Source organism: Streptomyces odontotermitis, assembly GCF_050510915.1.
GTDB lineage: Bacteria > Actinomycetota > Actinomycetes > Streptomycetales > Streptomycetaceae > Streptomyces.
Genome location: NZ_JBNJLS010000006.1, coordinates 308,202 through 323,082, shown reverse-complemented (window position 1 = coordinate 323,082; position 14,881 = coordinate 308,202). Strand labels below are relative to the sequence as shown.

At 70.6% G+C, this 14,881-nt stretch carries 17 protein-coding genes; 9 read left to right on the top strand and 8 right to left on the bottom strand.

The genetic code is table 11. The annotated features are described in order from the left end of the window. Window positions 1–2: 2 nt before the first annotated feature. The 3 genes from ACQB60_RS20195 (at window position 3) to ACQB60_RS20185 (ending at window position 2,173) form a co-directional block, all read left to right on the top strand. Complete coding sequence (locus ACQB60_RS20195) at window positions 3–500, top strand: hypothetical protein (RefSeq protein ID WP_496927404.1); 498 nt, start codon at window positions 3–5, stop codon at window positions 498–500. A 227-nt stretch (window positions 501–727) separates the two neighbouring features. Then, the gene (locus tag ACQB60_RS20190; RefSeq protein WP_496927403.1) at window positions 728–1,288 is read left to right on the top strand and encodes a DinB family protein; all 561 of its coding nucleotides are present in this window, start codon (window positions 728–730) and stop codon (window positions 1,286–1,288) included. Window positions 1,289–1,354: 66 nt separating this feature from the next. Further along, window positions 1,355–2,173 carry an SDR family oxidoreductase gene (locus ACQB60_RS20185; RefSeq protein WP_496927402.1) on the top strand — a complete coding sequence of 273 codons (819 nt, stop codon included), beginning with the start codon at window positions 1,355–1,357 and terminating at the stop codon, window positions 2,171–2,173. A 67-nt stretch (window positions 2,174–2,240) separates the two neighbouring features. Here the strand turns inward: ACQB60_RS20185 and ACQB60_RS20180 are convergent, their stop codons facing one another. Further along, window positions 2,241–3,218 carry a helix-turn-helix transcriptional regulator gene (locus tag ACQB60_RS20180; RefSeq protein WP_496927401.1) on the bottom strand — a complete coding sequence of 326 codons (978 nt, stop codon included), beginning with the start codon at window positions 3,216–3,218 and terminating at the stop codon, window positions 2,241–2,243. 145 nt (window positions 3,219–3,363) lie between these two features. On the opposite strand from ACQB60_RS20180, the gene ACQB60_RS20175 reads away from it, so the two are divergent. After that, window positions 3,364–3,759 carry a RidA family protein gene (locus ACQB60_RS20175; protein WP_496927556.1) on the top strand — a complete coding sequence of 132 codons (396 nt, stop codon included), beginning with the start codon at window positions 3,364–3,366 and terminating at the stop codon, window positions 3,757–3,759. Window positions 3,760–3,775: 16 nt separating this feature from the next. On the opposite strand, the gene ACQB60_RS20170 is transcribed toward ACQB60_RS20175, so the two are convergent. The 6 genes from ACQB60_RS20170 to ACQB60_RS20145 all read right to left on the bottom strand — a co-directional run bounded on the left by ACQB60_RS20170 (window position 3,776) and on the right by ACQB60_RS20145 (window position 10,026). Next, window positions 3,776–5,212 carry an FAD-dependent monooxygenase gene (locus ACQB60_RS20170; RefSeq protein WP_496927400.1) on the bottom strand — a complete coding sequence of 479 codons (1,437 nt, stop codon included), beginning with the start codon at window positions 5,210–5,212 and terminating at the stop codon, window positions 3,776–3,778. A 190-nt stretch (window positions 5,213–5,402) separates the two neighbouring features. Further along, window positions 5,403–5,933, bottom strand: a complete 531-nt coding sequence (locus ACQB60_RS20165) for a VOC family protein (RefSeq protein WP_496927555.1) — start codon at window positions 5,931–5,933, stop codon at window positions 5,403–5,405. Window positions 5,934–6,179: 246 nt separating this feature from the next. Then, window positions 6,180–7,373 carry a 4-hydroxybenzoate 3-monooxygenase gene (locus tag ACQB60_RS20160; protein ID WP_496927399.1) on the bottom strand — a complete coding sequence of 398 codons (1,194 nt, stop codon included), beginning with the start codon at window positions 7,371–7,373 and terminating at the stop codon, window positions 6,180–6,182. A 181-nt stretch (window positions 7,374–7,554) separates the two neighbouring features. Then, on the bottom strand, window positions 7,555–8,232 hold the full coding sequence (locus ACQB60_RS20155; RefSeq protein ID WP_496927398.1) for a helix-turn-helix domain-containing protein: 678 nt from the start codon (window positions 8,230–8,232) through the stop codon (window positions 7,555–7,557). A 312-nt stretch (window positions 8,233–8,544) separates the two neighbouring features. Next, window positions 8,545–9,024, bottom strand: a complete 480-nt coding sequence (locus tag ACQB60_RS20150) for a DUF5959 family protein (protein ID WP_496927397.1) — start codon at window positions 9,022–9,024, stop codon at window positions 8,545–8,547. 27 nt (window positions 9,025–9,051) lie between these two features. Continuing rightward, on the bottom strand, window positions 9,052–10,026 hold the full coding sequence (locus ACQB60_RS20145; protein WP_496927396.1) for a GlxA family transcriptional regulator: 975 nt from the start codon (window positions 10,024–10,026) through the stop codon (window positions 9,052–9,054). 251 nt (window positions 10,027–10,277) lie between these two features. On the opposite strand from ACQB60_RS20145, the gene ACQB60_RS20140 reads away from it, so the two are divergent. Both ACQB60_RS20140 and ACQB60_RS20135 read left to right on the top strand, forming a co-directional pair. Next, complete coding sequence (locus tag ACQB60_RS20140; RefSeq protein WP_496927554.1) at window positions 10,278–11,225, top strand: NADP-dependent oxidoreductase; 948 nt, start codon at window positions 10,278–10,280, stop codon at window positions 11,223–11,225. 219 nt (window positions 11,226–11,444) lie between these two features. Further along, window positions 11,445–11,990, top strand: a complete 546-nt coding sequence (locus ACQB60_RS20135) for a hypothetical protein (protein ID WP_496927395.1) — start codon at window positions 11,445–11,447, stop codon at window positions 11,988–11,990. Between the two features lie 101 nt (window positions 11,991–12,091). Here the strand turns inward: ACQB60_RS20135 and ACQB60_RS20130 are convergent, their stop codons facing one another. Next, entirely contained in the window at window positions 12,092–12,313 is a 222-nt protein-coding gene (locus ACQB60_RS20130) for a hypothetical protein (RefSeq protein WP_496927394.1), read from the bottom strand. Window positions 12,314–12,606: 293 nt separating this feature from the next. Between ACQB60_RS20130 and ACQB60_RS20125 the strand changes: the two genes are divergently transcribed. From ACQB60_RS20125 to ACQB60_RS20115, 3 genes are all read left to right on the top strand, one after another. After that, on the top strand, window positions 12,607–13,380 hold the full coding sequence (locus tag ACQB60_RS20125) for an AraC family transcriptional regulator (protein WP_496927553.1): 774 nt from the start codon (window positions 12,607–12,609) through the stop codon (window positions 13,378–13,380). 65 nt (window positions 13,381–13,445) lie between these two features. Further along, a complete protein-coding gene (locus tag ACQB60_RS20120; protein ID WP_496927393.1) occupies window positions 13,446–14,345 on the top strand; it encodes an NADP-dependent oxidoreductase in 900 nt (299 codons plus the stop codon). A 31-nt stretch (window positions 14,346–14,376) separates the two neighbouring features. Next, window positions 14,377–14,832 carry an SRPBCC family protein gene (locus tag ACQB60_RS20115; RefSeq protein ID WP_496927392.1) on the top strand — a complete coding sequence of 152 codons (456 nt, stop codon included), beginning with the start codon at window positions 14,377–14,379 and terminating at the stop codon, window positions 14,830–14,832. The last annotated feature ends 49 nt before the right edge of the window (window positions 14,833–14,881 follow it).

Below are 14,881 nucleotides of genomic sequence, written 5' to 3'. Positions count from 1 at the left end.
ACGTGTTGAACCACACGGGGAAGGCGCTCTTCCTTGGCGCCGCCACAGCACTCGCCGTCACGGCCGCGGTACCGGCGGCTCAGGCCCAGAGCCAGAGCCAGGGCCAGGGGTCCGGCCAGGTCCGGGCGAAGGCCGCCGCGCAGGTCGACCGGCACCAGGCCACGCCCTGTGCGCGCAAGAAGCACGGTACGTGCACGTACTCGGCCACCTTCTTCTACTGGAACAAGAAGGGGTCCAGCAAGCGTGGTCTGAACTACATCCAGACCTCCAAGTCCCCGTACAAGGCGGGCAAGGCCCGCTGGCTGTACAAGAAGCCGGGCCAGCGCAAGGCCCACGTCGGCATGGACTGGCGCAAGGCCCGCGCGGTGCAGCACGGCCAGACCGCCGAGGTCCAGTGGGGCAAGCCGAACGGCACGGGCGGCCCGAAGCTCCCCAAGGGCACGCTCGTGTGCGTGCAGTGGAAGCACGACTCGAAGAAGGCGTGCCACAAGCTCAAGTAGGCCGAGAGGGCTCAGCCGGCTGATGAGGGAGGCGGGATCGCGACCCCGGGCGCACAGTCACCGGGAACGCCACCCCGCCTCCTCTCATATCCCCTGTCACCCGTGCCTCACGGCCCGCGTGCCCGTATACCCGTTCCCGTGTCTCGTGTCCCGTGTCCGGTAACCAGAGGGCCCATTCCCTCAAAACTCGCTGGCGAGCACGGGCCCCACGAACGACGATGGCCCGCATGAGCGACCAACCCGAACGCTGGACCCAGGCGAATGTCTACCCCGACATGTGGGTCGACCCGGCCGACGACCCCCGCGAGCGCGAAGGAGACGGCCCCGAGGGCGAGCTCGCGACGCTGCAGGAGTACCTCGAGGACTACCGCACGACCTTGCGGATGAAGTGCGAGGGCCTGAACCCGGAGCAGCTGGCCCGCCGATCGGTGCCGCCGTCGACGATGTCGCTGCTCGGCCTGATCCGTCACCTCGCCGAGGTGGAGCGGGACTGGCTCAACTGGATCAGCGACGGCGAGCCGCTGCCGAAGCTGTACGGGGATCCCGACGGGGACTTCATCGGGGCGGTCGCCGAACAGACCGAGGTGGACGCCGCGTTCGCCACGCTCGAACGCGAGCAGGCCGCGACCGACGCCGAGCTGGCCCGGCACTCCGATCTGGGCGTGCGCCTGGGCAAGGACGAGATCGCCGTCCGGGAGCTCCTGGTGCACCGGATCGAGGAGTACGCCCGCCACTGCGGCCACGCCGACCTGTTGCGCGAGTGCGTCGACGGACGGGTGGGGCAGTGATCGACGGCGCAGCCGCATGAGGAGGGCGCTCCGCGCCGCCACGCGTTCTGGGGAGGGGCGTGATGCATGAACGTTCTGATCGTGGGCGGAAGCGGCTTCCTGGGCCGTGAGTTGGCTCGGCAGGCGCGGGCGGCCGGGCATGGGGTGACGGCGACCTTCGCGACCCGTGCCGGTGATGTCCCTGGCGTTCGCTGGCTGCCCCTGGACCTGCGCCGGGGCGACGAGATCACGCGGGCGCTCAAGACGGCTCGGCCGGAGGTCGTCATCAACGCGGCGTACCGCAAGGCCGACTGGGCGATCACAGCTGAGGGCGCGATCCGCCTGGCCATGGCCACCGTCCGGTACGGAGCCCGGCTGGTGCACATGTCCAGTGACGCCGTCTTCTCCGGCGCAGACGTCCACTACGACGAGTCCGCCCTGCCGGATCCGATCACTCCGTACGGGGCGGCGAAGGCCGCGGCAGAGACGGCGATCCGCCTGGTCGCGCCGGGCGCCTTGATCGCTCGCACCTCGCTCATCATCGGTGACGGTGGTTCCGAGCACGAGGTGCGCGTCCATGACTTGGCCATGGGGCGACGCGACGGTGTTCTCTTCGAGGATGACATCCGGTGCCCGGTGCATGTCGGCGATCTCGCAGGGGCCGTTCTTGAGTTGGCCGACTCCATGCATGCGGGCGTGGTGCACCTTGCCGGTTCAGATGCTGTGAGCCGTCATGAGCTCGGCGTGCTGATCGCCGCCCGTGATGGCCTGGATGTCTCCCGATTGGCCGTGGGCCGCCGCGCCGAGGTCGGTCCTCCGGGTCCGCTGGACGTTCGTCTGGACAGCACTCGGACACAACGTGCCCTGTCCACTGGGCTTCGCGGCGCCCGCGCCTTCTTGCAGTAGCACCAGGACCGACACCTCGTACCGCCCTGCTCCGGAGTCGTTGAGTCCGCCTTCCAGGTTCGTGCTGTCAGGTTCGGGCTTCGTAATGGGTGGCCATCGCGGTGGCGTGCCTGTGCAGGGCTGCGCGCAACGACTGCGGAGCCAGGGCTTCGGCGTCCGTGTTGAGCTGCCACAGCGCCCATTCGGCGTGGCGGGAGTCCTGGAAGGTCACCTCGAGGCGCAGCCAGCCGTCCGCGTCAGGGGCCTCCGCGCGGACCGCCAGCGCGGTGTCCAGCAGCTCCTCGCGCCGTGCCGGGTTCACCCGTACCTGCACGGTGATGTGGTCGCCGCCGGAGAGGAACTGTGCGGAGCGTTCGCGCCAGATCCGGTCCAGGTCGACCTGGTCGGGGCGCTGTGCCGGTTCGGGGAGCGCTTCCGCGGCCACCACTCGCGACAGCCTGTAGGTGCGGTCCGCGCCCGCTCTCGTGGCCAGCAGGTAGCCCCGGTCGCGCACCGTGACCAGGCCGATCGGGTCGACCGTGCGCCACTGTGCGCTCTGGCCCGTGGCCGCGTAGTGGATGCGCAGCTTGTGGCCGGAGAGCACCGCACGTCTGATCTCGATCATTGTCGTGCCGGATACCTCCTCCGTGGCCGGTTGGCGTGAGAGCAGGTCGGTCTCCGGGTCGACGAGGAATCGCCGGGCCGCTTCGTTCGCGGAGGTCCGGTGGTTCTCGGGCAGCGCGTCGACCACCTTCCGCATGGCCGAGGCCAACGCCGAGCCGAGGCCGAACACCTGCTCCCCGCCGCGCCCCGACCCGGCGGCCAGCAGGGCGAGCGCCTCGTCGTGGTTCAGTCCGGTGAGCTCGGTCTGGAAGCCGGGCAGCAGCGCGAAGCCGCCGTGCCTGCCGCGTTCGGCGTAGACCGGGACGCCGGCCGCGGACAGCGCCTCGATGTCGCGCAGCACGGTGCGGGTGGACACCTCCAGCTCGCGGGCCAGCGTGTCCGCCGTCAGCCGGCCGCGCCGGCGCAGCAGGAGGACCAGTGACACCAACCGGTCGGCACGCATGCGGGAACTCTATTCGAATACGTGACTGAAGGTGTCGTGATTTGTTGCCAGGCTCCTTGAGGCGACGGGCGTCAAGGGCCGGTGGCTGCGGCGCCGTTGGACGTACGCGCTTGTGATGAATGAATCGAATGGAGCTGATGTGGCAGTGGAAAGAACGGCGGTCAACCCGGTGCCGTGGTCGGTGGAGCTGGGCTTCAACCAGGGTGAAGTCGTCTCCGGGCACACGCGGACCCTGTACATCTCCGGGCAGACCGCGATGAGCAGCGACGGCAAGCCTCAGCATGAAGGCGACATGGCGGCGCAGTTGGCGTTGAGCGTCGACAACCTGGAGGCCGTGCTCGGCGAGGCCGGCATGACGCTCGCGAACCTCGTGCGGCTCAACGTCTACACGACCGACGTCGATCAGCTCTTCCCTCACTACGGTGTGCTGGCGGCGCGGTTGGGTGCCGCCGGGGTGGCGCCGACTTCCACGATGCTCGGGGTGACGCGGCTGGCGGTCCCCGGCCAGCTGGTCGAGCTGGAGGGGACCGCCGTCGCGTAGGAGGCGCACGCACGGCTCAGCGGGGTTCACCGAACCAGCGGTCGAGGGCCGGTTCCAGGTCGGACTCGCCTGCCCAGCACACGTAGCCGTCCGGCCGGATGAGCATCGGCTCGGTGTCGGCCCCTTGGCCCACCCGGTCCACCCGGTCCGACCACGGGTCGGCAGCCTTGGCGAACGCGTCGGCCGGGTCCAGCAGGATGCCGTGTCCGGAGCGCAGCAGTGCGTGTACCCGCGTCGGGCCGAGGTGCAGGTCCGGTGCGGGGCGGCCGACGAGTGGATGGGTTTCGGTGCCCGGCATCGGGTAGCGGTTGGCCATCCCGGACATCAGGTCGGCCAGATGGTGCTGGACGTCCGGGAGTTGGGCCATCGCCCTGAAGATCTCCCGGGCGGCCACCACCTCCGGGTCGCGGGTACCGGCCCAGTCCATCAGCAGGCTCTGGGCCCGTACGTTGCGCAGGACGGCGGCCCCGGCCGGGTGCCGTTCGTCGTGATAGGTGTCGAGCAGGTCCTTCGCCGCCCAGCCGTGCACGGCGGCGGCGAGCTTCCAGCCGAGGTTGAACGCGTCCTGCATCCCGGTGTTCATGCCCTGGGCGCCGAGCGGAAGGTGGACGTGGGCGGCATCGCCCGCGAGGAAGACCCGCCCGTGCCGGTACTGCTCGACCTGCCGTGACGCGTTGGTGATGCGGCGGGCGTAGCGCAGTTCGAGGAGGTGCACCCGCGTGCCGAACACGGTGCTCAGGCCGTCGCGGATGCCGTCCTCGGTGACCGGGGTCTCCCTCGGCCGTAACTGGTCCGGCCCGCCGAGGACCAGCCGCCGCAGCGGCCTGCCCTGCGGATCGGTGCCGAGCGGGAAGTGCGCCGCCCAGTGCCCGTCCTCGCTCCAGGTGTGCGACGCGCACTGCTCGATTCCGCTCAGTCGTACGTCGGCGGCGGTGACCGTCAACGTGCCCGGCTGACCGGGGAATTCGGCCCGCAGGAGAGACCGTACGGCGCTGTGGGCACCGTCGGCGGCGACGAGGTACCGGGAGCGGAGGGTGGTGCCGTCGGCGAAGGCCGCGGTGACCCCGTCGCCGTCCTGGGCGAGGCCGACCAGTTCCTTGTCCCTGCGGGCGTGGAGGCCGTGCGCGGCGAGGTGCTGCTCGAAGAACCCCTCGATCACCACCTGCGGTACGGCCCGCCAGGGCAGTTGGTGTCGGTGGGAGCGGTGCGGAAGTGGGACACCGGCGAAGTGGCCCGTGGTGACGGGGTGGTCTCCGGTGGCCAACAGGGGCTCCAGCAGCCCGCGTTGGTCGAGCGCTTCCAGTGTGCGGGACTGCACGCCTCCCGCCTTGGACAGGTCGCTGCGCTGCGACAATTTGTCGACCAGCATGGTCGACACCCCCGCCAGCAGCAGCTCGTTGGCCAGTGTCATGCCGGTGGGGCCGGCGCCGACGACGAGCACATCGGTGTCCACGGACTCTCCTCTGCCTGGGTCGATCAGGACAGAAGCCACGCTCCGCCTACCGCGCCGCCCAATCCAGAATCCGGCTCGACCACACCGCTTTCCGACACCACCCGACGTCAACTCGGCGGAATCCGACTACGACCCGCCGCCTCGTCGACTCGGTGCGCTGCGCGTCGGCGGCTCGGGCCGGCGGCGGAGGTCAGCGCCAGCGGTTGTTGCTGGTGTGGTCACCTGCGAGCCAGCGCGCGAGGTCGGCGTGTGCCGTGGTGCGCTGCTCGGCGTCGATCTTCTCCACGTCGGGGTGGTCGACAGCGAACTCCAGTATCAGCCCGTTGGGGTCCGTGACGTACAGCGAGACACAGAACCCGTGGTCGATCACATGGGCGTTCGCCTCCGCATGGCCGGCCGCGGTGATGCGCTTGAGCATGGCTTCCTGGGCCTCCGCCTCGACCTTGAAGGCGATGTGGCGCAAGGGGGTGGAATTGATCTCGGTCTTGAACTCCTCCTGGTCCTTGGGGTCGGCGAACTGGAAGAAGGCGAGCGCGCTGCCGTCGGCCAGCCCGTAGAGGGCATGACTGTAGGCGCGCTCGGCCCCGGACAGCACTTCGCGCTCGGTCCAGGTGGCCACCAGGGGCAGGCCGATCACGTCTTCGTAGAAGCGCCGGTTGGCTTCCTGGTCGTCGGTGATCCAGGCGTGGTGGTGGAGGCGAAGCGGAAGGGTCTGGCTCATGCTCATCTCGGGTCATCTCCGTTGGTCAGAGGGGGTGTTGCGCCGGACACCCGGGCGGTTGCCGACGCTCCGACCAGCATGCCGCCCCATACGGTTGAACGTTAAATCACTTTGAGCCATTGTTCGTACGCCGGAGGCGCCGACTGCCCACCGGTCGGTCCGCGAGGGGTCCGACCTGGTTCGATGGGCACCCGTCCACCCCGCGAACACCTCAGTGATCACCCGTCAGAACCCTTCAGACAGGCCCTAGTTCACTCCGGCCATGAATTCGGTGAAGAGGCGGTTCGCCGCGGGCGAGGTGAACTGGCGCTCCAGTTCCGCCCGGGCGATCTGCTTGCGGAACTCTCCTTCGTAGGCGGCGTCCCCGGCGTTGTGCATGAGGTCGGTGATCCAGGCCGCGAATGCCTGGTAGTTCCAGATGTGGCGCAGACAGGTCTCCGAGTAGCGGTCGAGCAGGCTCGCATCGCCCTTCTGCGCCTGCCTGATGACGGCACGGGCGAACACCTCGGCGTCGTGGAGCGCGAGGTGTATTCCCTTCGCGCTCATCGGCGGAACGATGTGTGCCGCGTCCCCGAGCAGGTAGAGCCTGCCGTGGCTCATCGGGCTGTAGACCACGCTGCGCAGCGGCACGAGCCGCTTGTCGATGATCGGGCCGCTCGTCACGGGGGTGCCGAATCGGGCGTCCAGTTCGCTCCAGATGCGGTCGTCCGGCCACTGCGCGAGCGTGTCGTCGCCTGCGCACTGGAGGTAGAGGCGGCTGGCGTGCGCGCCGCGGGGGATCACTCCGGCGAGGCCCCGTGCGTGGATGGCCATGCCCGAGGGGCTCGCCGGTACGTCGGCCAGGACGCTCAGCCAGGAGTACCCGTACTCGTGCGCGTAGCGCGTCAGGGCCTCTGCGGGCACGGACGCCCTGCTGACCCCGCGGTCGCCGTCGCAGCCTGCGACGAAGTCGCAGCTGAGGGTCTTCGTCGCGCCGTCGGTGTCCCGGTAGCGGACGCGGGGGCGCTCGCTGTCGAGATCGCTGTCGGGATCGGTGAGGGCGACGTCGGCAGCCTCGTAGCGGAGGTCTCCGCCCTCGCGCAGGAAGACGTTCGTGAGGTTGCGTACGAGGACCTGTTGGGGGCAGAAGACGCTTTCGCTGTCGTCGTCCTCAAAGTCGACCGGCAGTGCCTCTCCGTCGAGGAAGAAGCCGACGCCCCCGGTCTCCGCGACGGGGTTGCCCTCCAGCACCTCTTCGAGTCCCCACGCACGCAGCATGCGCACCCCGAAGGTGTCGATGGTCCCGGCGCGCTGGCGCTGCTCGACGTAGGCGCGGCTGTGCTTCTCCAGGACGATGCAGTCGACGCCGTTGCGGAGCAGGAAATTGCCGAGCGTGAGCCCTGCCACTCCGGCTCCGATGATGACGACGGCGGTGTTCTCGCTGGTGCTGGTCTCAACCATGGTGTGTTCCGGTTCTCTGTGCGGGCCGCTTCGGTGATCGTGCGGCGTCGTGCACCCCACTGTGGGCCGCACAGAGATAGCCGCCAACTGGTGAATGGACAGCCAATACCGGAAAGCCGCCAGCAGGCGAAGGCAGCCGTCGTCAGCCATCTGCCATCGGCCGTCGGCCGTCGGCCGCCTGTCAGCCGGGGCTCTTCGTCCTCGCGTCGTCGCGCAGGTCCGCCTGGTAGCGGCCCGGGGTCTGGCCCACGACCTCGGTGAACGCGTCGATGAAGCTGGAGGGGTTGGACCACCCGCACTCCATCGCCGTGTCGGTGACGGACATGCCGTTGGTGAGGTGGGCCAGGGCGTGGTGGATGCGCAGGGTGGTGCGCCAGCGGTGGAAGCTCATGCCGAGCTCGGTGTGGAACAGACGGCTCAGGGTGCGCTCGCTCGCCCCGGCGGAGCGGCCCAGCTCGGCCAGGGTCACGGACCGGCCGGGATCGGCGTGCAGGAGGTCGGTGACGGCGCGCAGCCGGTCGTCACGGGGTTCGGGCAGATGCAGGGACTGCTCAGGAGTCTCGGCGAGCTCGTCGACCACGACCGCCAGCAGCCGTCGGTGGGCGCCGGGGCGGGACTCCTGCCGGTCGGTCAGCGCCAGGAGGGCCTCACGCAGCAGGGGGCTCACCGCGAACACGCTGGGGTGTGCCACGAGCTCGTCGCACAACTCGGCCGGTACGGCGACGAGTCGGGCGTCGGTCCTGCCGTAGATGCGGTGGGAGTGCGCGAAGCCGGGCGGCGTCCACGTCACCCGGTGGGCGGGGGCGACCCAGGTGCCGCGTTCGGTCGTGGTGGCCAGGGCGCCTGCGGCGGCGTACACGAGCTGGCCCTGGGGGTGGGAGTGGGGGTCGAGGTGGAATCCGTGCGGGAGCCAGCCGCCGCCGCTGGGGGTCGCGGTCCAGGGTGTCGGGGGACGGGAGGTGGCGCGCGCGGAGGTCCTGGGGGAGGTCTTGGAGGAATTCCTGGAGGACGAACCGGGGGACGACCTGGGGAATGGCTCAGGTGCAGCCTGGCGGGATTTCGGCATCAGCTGGGTTCCTCGTCGACAGAGTCCGAGTCCAGGTTCCACTCCCCCGGAAGGTCCAGATCACAGAAGACACAGGCGTAGTGGTCCTCGCGCACGATGCTGCGCTCACGGCAGCCGGGACAGCGGCGGAATACGACCTCGTGCGTGAAGAAGTCCGGGTGCCCGAGGCCGACTTGACCGAGCGCCGCTGCCACGACCGGCCGTGACGCGGTGTCCGGGCAGTATCCGGTCGGCTGATTGCTGACCTCCTCCACCCGCCGGCGCTCCCCGTCGGCGCGGGGCCAGTCGCAGGGCTCCGTCCAGACCGACGACGAAGGTGAACGGCTCCGTCAGTTCCTCGGCGGTATGCCTGGCCGCCCACTGCGCGAAGTCGGCTTCAGGGCAGTCACGCTCACCGGCGAGCCGGATGCAGAGCGAGGCGCCACGGGACATCTCCATCCAGGCGATGTCCTCCCCCGCGTCGAGCGCGTCCAGCGCGGCCGCCCATGCGTCCAACTTCCGCTCGTAGAGGACCAGATCGACGCGGACGCTGTTGCCCTCGTCGTCGGCGAGATGCACGAGATCCATCGGCACGAAGCCGGCCACGGCTCCCCCCTCCCTCTCGTTCCTTCTCTACGGACTGACCGCGTGCGCAGGACGGAACGTACGCCGATACGCCTGCGGCGTGACCCCGAGCGCAGCGTGCAGGTGTTGGCGCAGGGAGACCCCCGTGCCGAAGCCCGCGCGGTCGGCGACGCGGTCGACCGGCCAGTCCGTGGTCTCCAGCAGGTGGCGGGCGAGGTCGACGCGTCGGCGGATGAGCCACTGGCCGGGGCTCATGCCGACCTCGTCGCGGAAGCGGCGGGTGAAGGTGCGCACGCTGACGTTCGCGTGGGCGGCCATGTCGGCCAGGGTGACGGGCTCGCCGATGCGTTCCATGACCCAGGCTTGGGTGGGGGCGGTGCCGGGCGCCGTGGGGTCGGGGACGGGGCGGCGGATGTACTGGGCCTGGCCGCCGTCGCGCCATGGCGGTACGACGCAGGAGCGGGCGACCTCGTTGGCGATGTCGCTGCCGTGGTCGCGGCGTACGACGTGCAGGCACAGATCGATGCCTGCGGCCACCCCGGCCGAGGTGAGGATGTCGCCGTCGTCCACGAAGAGGACGTCGGGGTCGATGCGCGCGGTCGTGTACATGCGCTGCAGCCGGTCGGCTTCCCGCCAGTGAGTGGTGGCGGGGCGGCCCTCCAGGAGTCCGGCGGCGGCCAGTACGTAGGTGCCCGTGCAGATCGCCATCACTCGGGTTCCGGGGCGCATGGCGGCCAGGGCCTCGCGCAGGGTGTCGGGCAGGCGGCCTTCTTCGCGGATGGGGCCCAGCGCGTGGGAGGGCGGGATGACCACGGTGTCGACGTCGGCGAGCAAGGACGCGTCGTGGGAAACGGTGAGCTGATAGTCGCCTTCGGTGCGGACGGCTCCCCCGTCGACGGTGCACGTGGTCACCGAGTACAGCTGATGGCCCTCGGTGTCGCGGGCGGCGCCGAAGATCCGTGCGGGGATGCCGAGTTCGAAGGGGACGACGCCGTCCAGGGCCAGTACGCCGACGCGGTGCATGACCCGATCCTTTCATTCCGTGGCCATCGGGCCACTACTGGGGGCCTCGCCGCTTGGACAGGCTGGGGGCGCGCCCGGGAGGACCGGGCGCGGACCACCGGAAGTCGCCTTCAGGATTTCCCGCAGAAGAGAGCGTCACCGCCATGCATGAGGCCGCCCCACCCACCGCCACCCCTACCGTCACCTCTTCCTCCACCGCCGCCCCTACCGTCACCTCTCCCTCCACCGTCACCTCTCCCTCCACCGTCACCATGCGCGCCATCTCCCAGGACACCGCCGGAGGACCCGATGTCCTCAAGCTCGTCGAAGTGCCGCGGCCCGTGCCGGGGCGGGGCGAGGTCCTCGTCCGCGTGCGCGCCGCGGGCGTGAACCCGGCGGACTGGAAGACGCGCGAGCGGGGCGTCTTCGCCGACGGCTCCCTCCCGCCCTTCACCCTCGGCTTCGACGTCGCCGGAGTGATCGAGCAGGTGGGCGACGGGGTCACCCTCTTCCAGGTCGGCGACGAGGTGCTCGGCATGCCCTGTTTCCCGCACCCGGCGGGCGCCTACGCCGAGTACGTCACCGGCCCGGCCCGCCACTTCGCCCCCGTCCCGCCGGGCCTCACCCCCGTCCAGGCAGGCGCCCTGCCGCTCGCCGCCCTCACCGCCTGGCAGGCCCTCGTCGACACGGCGGACGTCCGGCCGGGCCGGCGAGTGCTCGTTCACGCCGCCGCCGGTGGAGTCGGTCACCTGGCCGTGCAGATCGCCAAGGCCCGGGGCGCGTACGTCATCGGCACGGCCAGCGCCGCCAAGCACGGGCTGCTGCGTTCGCTGGGCGCCGACGAGTTGATCGACTACCGAGACGAGGACGTCGCCGGCGTACTCGGTGACGAGGGTGTCGATGTCGTCCTGGACTGCCTCGGCGGGGCGTCCTGGGCTCGGTCCCTGCGCGTGCTGCGGCCGGGCGGAACGCTGGTCTCGATCGTGCCGCCGGACGACGCCTTCCCCACCGAGGAGGCCAGGGCGGCGGGGGTGCGCGCGGTGTTCATGCTCGTCGAGCCCGACCAGGCGGGGCTGCGTGCGGTCACGTCCCTGGTCGAGGGCGGACACCTGCGCGTGCTCGTCGACGAGGTCTTCCCGCTGGCCGAGGCGGCCCGGGCCCACGAACGCGGGGAGACCGGCAGGACCACCGGCAAGCTCGTCCTCTCCGTCGCCCCCTGACCTGCGCGATCAGGGCCGCGGGCGGCGCCATGAGGACCCTGCGTGGCGCAGCCCGGCACACTGTGAGGTGCCCGCGCGGCAGTCGAGTAAAGGCCGTTACAAGACCTTGCAAAGCCGTAGATAAGCCGCATTTAGCTTAGAAGTGTCGGAAAGCGGACGGAACACGGGTCCGCACAACGGCGAAATCCCCCCACACTCAGCTATTCAAGGAGCACCGCCATGCGCAAGTCCCTGCGTACCGGAGTCATCGCCCTCGCGGCCACCGCCACCCTCGGCGCCTCTGCCGCCACCGCCCTGGCCTGCGAGCAGCCCACCGGCCCCGAGACCTCCACGGTCGCCAAGAAGCAGACCAAGCGCACGTACGTGAAGACCGTGAAGCTGCGCGGCGGCATGACCGCGAAGGTCTACAAGCTCTCCAAGGGCTACCAGGCCGAGATCTGGCTCGGGAAGACGCACCTGGGCACCCTCACGGCCGTCAACAAGGCCGCGGTGACCATCAACGACGGCGTGTACGTGAAGCTGACCCCGAACGGCACGGTCACCTCCTGGCAGTCGAAGGCCCCCGCCAACAAGACGAACAAGACGAACAAGCCGGTCAAGAAGGACCTGCGCAAGACGCACAAGGACAACAAGAACAAGATCCGCAAGCCGGGCAAGCCCTCGGTGAAGCCGGAGATCTGCCCGCCGGGCCCGACCCCGGAGATCTGCCCGCCCGGCCCGGTCACCACCGACCTGACCGACCCGGCGAACACGGGTGTTCTCTGAGTCGCCGGTAGCCCCTCTGCCGCATGTTCCGGTCCCCAGCCCTCCCCGGCCTCAGCGCCGCGGGCCGGGGACCGGGGCTTCGGCCTTGCCGCCGCCCCGCGTCACCGCGAGCACGGCACCGGCGCCGGGCCCACGGCCCCGACCCCCCGGTAGTAGAGGAGGTTGGCCACGGCCGCCGCACCGACGGCGAGGTAGGCGATGTTCCACCAGACGGCGGCCGGAAGCTCGCCCCACGCCACCTCCGGCACATCGGGGACCGCGAGCACGCCGAGCAGCACGGCCCCCGCGCACGTCGCGTACGTGGTGGCCCGCAGCGGGTCCATGCCCGCCAGCACGCGCGGGTCCGACCAGGGTGTAGGCCGCCCAGCACACCGCGCTGAGCAGAAAGAGCAGGTCGCCCAGAAGGCGGGACGGTCCCCCTCCCCCACAGCACCATGGTCACCATCAGCAGTACGTGCGGATTGCGCGCCTTGTATGCCTTGTATGCCTTGCGTGCCTTACCCGTCGCGCCAGCCGTAGCCGCGTTCCTCGCGTTCGTTGCCATGGCGCCGACTCTGTCCGACGGATCTCCCCGTGACTTGAACGCTGGCGCGATGAGGCCCGCCCCTTGGAGGCGATGCACGCGCACTTCTTCCGCCACGTGTACGCGCCGCACAGCCACGACACCTACTCCTTCGGCATCACCGACCTGGGCGCGCAGACCTTCCACTGTCGCGGGGCCGACCACACCAGTGGCGCGGGCATGGTGATGGCCTTCAACCCCGATGAGATCCACGACGGCCGTGCCGCCGCCGAGTTGGGGTACCAGTACCGCATCGTGCACATCGGTCCGTCCGTCGTGCGCGACATCCTGGGCGACGCGGCGGATCATGGCGCGGGAGCGATGCCGCTGTTCGTCCGCCCCGTGCTGGCGGACCCCCGGCTCACCGGGGTCCTGGCCCGCCTGCACGCGGCATTGGTGCGCCCTTGCGATGAGTTGGCGCGCGAGGAGCTGCTGACGACGACCGTGGTGACGCTCGCGCAGCGCGGCGCGACGCGGGCGCCCCGCACCCGCACGCTGGAAGGCGAGGCGCAGCGCCGGGCCGCGCGGCAAACGCACACGCTCCTCAACGACGCCTTCCTCGAGCCGCTTTCGGCGGACGGCCTGGCCGCCGCGGCGGGCTGCAGCCGCTTCGCCCTGTACCGAGCCTTCCGTACGGAGTACGGCGTGGCACCCAGCCACTACCAGCGCCTCCTGCGGCTCCGCCACGCACGGCACCTGCTGGCCGGCGGACGATCGGCGGCGGACGCGGCGGCAGCCGCCGGGTTCTCCGATCAGGCCCACTTCAACCGGTGGTTCAAGCGCGCGTACGGCATCACCCCGGGGACCTACCGGCGCGCGGCCCGCTGAGAGGCTACGTACGGTGTGAGGAACGCACAGCCTGGGACGTGCGATGAGCGAGGAGCGTGTGTGCGATGAAGGCGGCCCGTTTCAGCCGGTTCGGCGGCCCGGAGGTCCTCGAGATCGTGGAGCTGCCCGATCCGCACCCGGGCCCCGGCCAGGTGCGGATCGCGGTGCGCGCCGCCGGACTCAACCCGAGCGACTGGAAGAAGCGCGAGGGCCTGATGGACGAGCAGCTCCCGCAGACCCTGGGCTATGAGGCGGCGGGCGTCGTCGACGAGCTCGGCGAGGGCGTCACGGACGTGGCCGTCGGGGATCGCGTGTTCGGCTTCTGTGCCCAGGAGGGGGCCCAGGCCGAGCTGGCGGTGCTGGCCCACTACGCGCCGGTCCCGCCCTCGCTCGACTTCGCCGGCGCCGCCGCGCTGCCCGCCGCCATCGAGACATCGATGCGCGCGCTGGACCAGCTCGGCGTCGAGAGCGGCAGCACGCTGCTCGTCAACGGCGCGTCCGGCAGTGTCGGCAGCGCCGCGGTGCAGTTCGCCGTGGTCCGCGGCGCCCGCGTGATCGGCACGGCGAGTTCGGCCAACCATGACTACCTGCGCTCCTTGGGAGCCGAGCCCGTCGCGTACGGCGAGGGGATGGCCGAGCGGGTGCGCGCACTCGCACCGGACGGCGTCGGCCTGGCCCTCGACGTCGCGGGGAGCGGCGTCCTGCCCGAGCTGATCGACCTCGCCGGCGGCCCCGAACACGTCATCACGGTCGCCGACTTCGCGGGCGCGCAGCAGTACGGCGTGAGGTTCAGCCGGGGAGACGCGGGCCGCGCGGTGCATGTGCTCGGCGAGATCGGCGCGCTGATCGAGGCCGGACGGTTCTCGCTCCCGGTCGCGCAGACCTTCCCGCTGAGCGAGGTCGCGGAGGCGCACCGGGCCGGTGAGAACGGGCATGTGCGCGGGAAGCTCGTCCTGCTGGTCTGATGAGGAGAGTTCGAGACTTAAGGTCGAGGCCATGTACTCCACGCGGATCTCCCGGCGCGTGAACGCCCCGCGCACCGTCGTCTACCGAGCCCTCGTGGACGCCGAGGCGATCGTGAGGTGGCGGGTGCCGTCCGGCATGAGCAGCCAGGTCCATGAGTTCGACGCCCGCGTAGGCGGCGCCTTTCGGATCTCGCTGACCTATGACGCGCCGGGCGAGACCGGCAAGTCGGCCTCGCACACGGACACGTACCACGGCCACTTCACCGAACTCGTCCCGGACGAGCGTGTGGTCGAGGTCATGGAGTTCGAGACCGACGACCCCGCACTGCGCGGCGCCATGACGCTGACCACGACCCTGACCGACGTCGACGGCGGCACCGAGGTCGTCATCGTCCACGAGGGCATCCCCGACGCGATCGCCCCCGCCGACAACGAGACCGGCACCCGCATGGCGCTGGACAACCTGGCCGCCCTCGTGGAGGCATGAACCACGCGTACCCGGGCCTGCCGCGTCGCGTCAGCCGAAGATGGCGGTC

What these genes read in the sequence shown, in the direction of transcription:
- ACQB60_RS20190 (WP_496927403.1), top strand. Translation starts at nt 728, where the DNA reads ATGAGCGACCAACCCGAACGCTGGACCCAGGCGAATGTCTACCCCGAC.
- ACQB60_RS20185 (WP_496927402.1), top strand. Translation starts at nt 1,355, where the DNA reads ATGAACGTTCTGATCGTGGGCGGAAGCGGCTTCCTGGGCCGTGAGTTG.
- ACQB60_RS20180 (WP_496927401.1), bottom strand. Translation starts at nt 3,218, where the DNA reads ATGCGTGCCGACCGGTTGGTGTCACTGGTCCTCCTGCTGCGCCGGCGC.
- ACQB60_RS20165 (WP_496927555.1), bottom strand. Translation starts at nt 5,933, where the DNA reads ATGAGCCAGACCCTTCCGCTTCGCCTCCACCACCACGCCTGGATCACC.
- ACQB60_RS20160 (WP_496927399.1), bottom strand. Translation starts at nt 7,373, where the DNA reads ATGGTTGAGACCAGCACCAGCGAGAACACCGCCGTCGTCATCATCGGA.
- ACQB60_RS20145 (WP_496927396.1), bottom strand. Translation starts at nt 10,026, where the DNA reads ATGCACCGCGTCGGCGTACTGGCCCTGGACGGCGTCGTCCCCTTCGAA.
- ACQB60_RS20140 (WP_496927554.1), top strand. Translation starts at nt 10,278, where the DNA reads ATGCGCGCCATCTCCCAGGACACCGCCGGAGGACCCGATGTCCTCAAG.
- ACQB60_RS20135 (WP_496927395.1), top strand. Translation starts at nt 11,445, where the DNA reads ATGCGCAAGTCCCTGCGTACCGGAGTCATCGCCCTCGCGGCCACCGCC.
- ACQB60_RS20130 (WP_496927394.1), bottom strand. Translation starts at nt 12,313, where the DNA reads ATGGACCCGCTGCGGGCCACCACGTACGCGACGTGCGCGGGGGCCGTG.
- ACQB60_RS20125 (WP_496927553.1), top strand. Translation starts at nt 12,607, where the DNA reads ATGCACGCGCACTTCTTCCGCCACGTGTACGCGCCGCACAGCCACGAC.
- ACQB60_RS20120 (WP_496927393.1), top strand. Translation starts at nt 13,446, where the DNA reads ATGAAGGCGGCCCGTTTCAGCCGGTTCGGCGGCCCGGAGGTCCTCGAG.
- ACQB60_RS20115 (WP_496927392.1), top strand. Translation starts at nt 14,377, where the DNA reads ATGTACTCCACGCGGATCTCCCGGCGCGTGAACGCCCCGCGCACCGTC.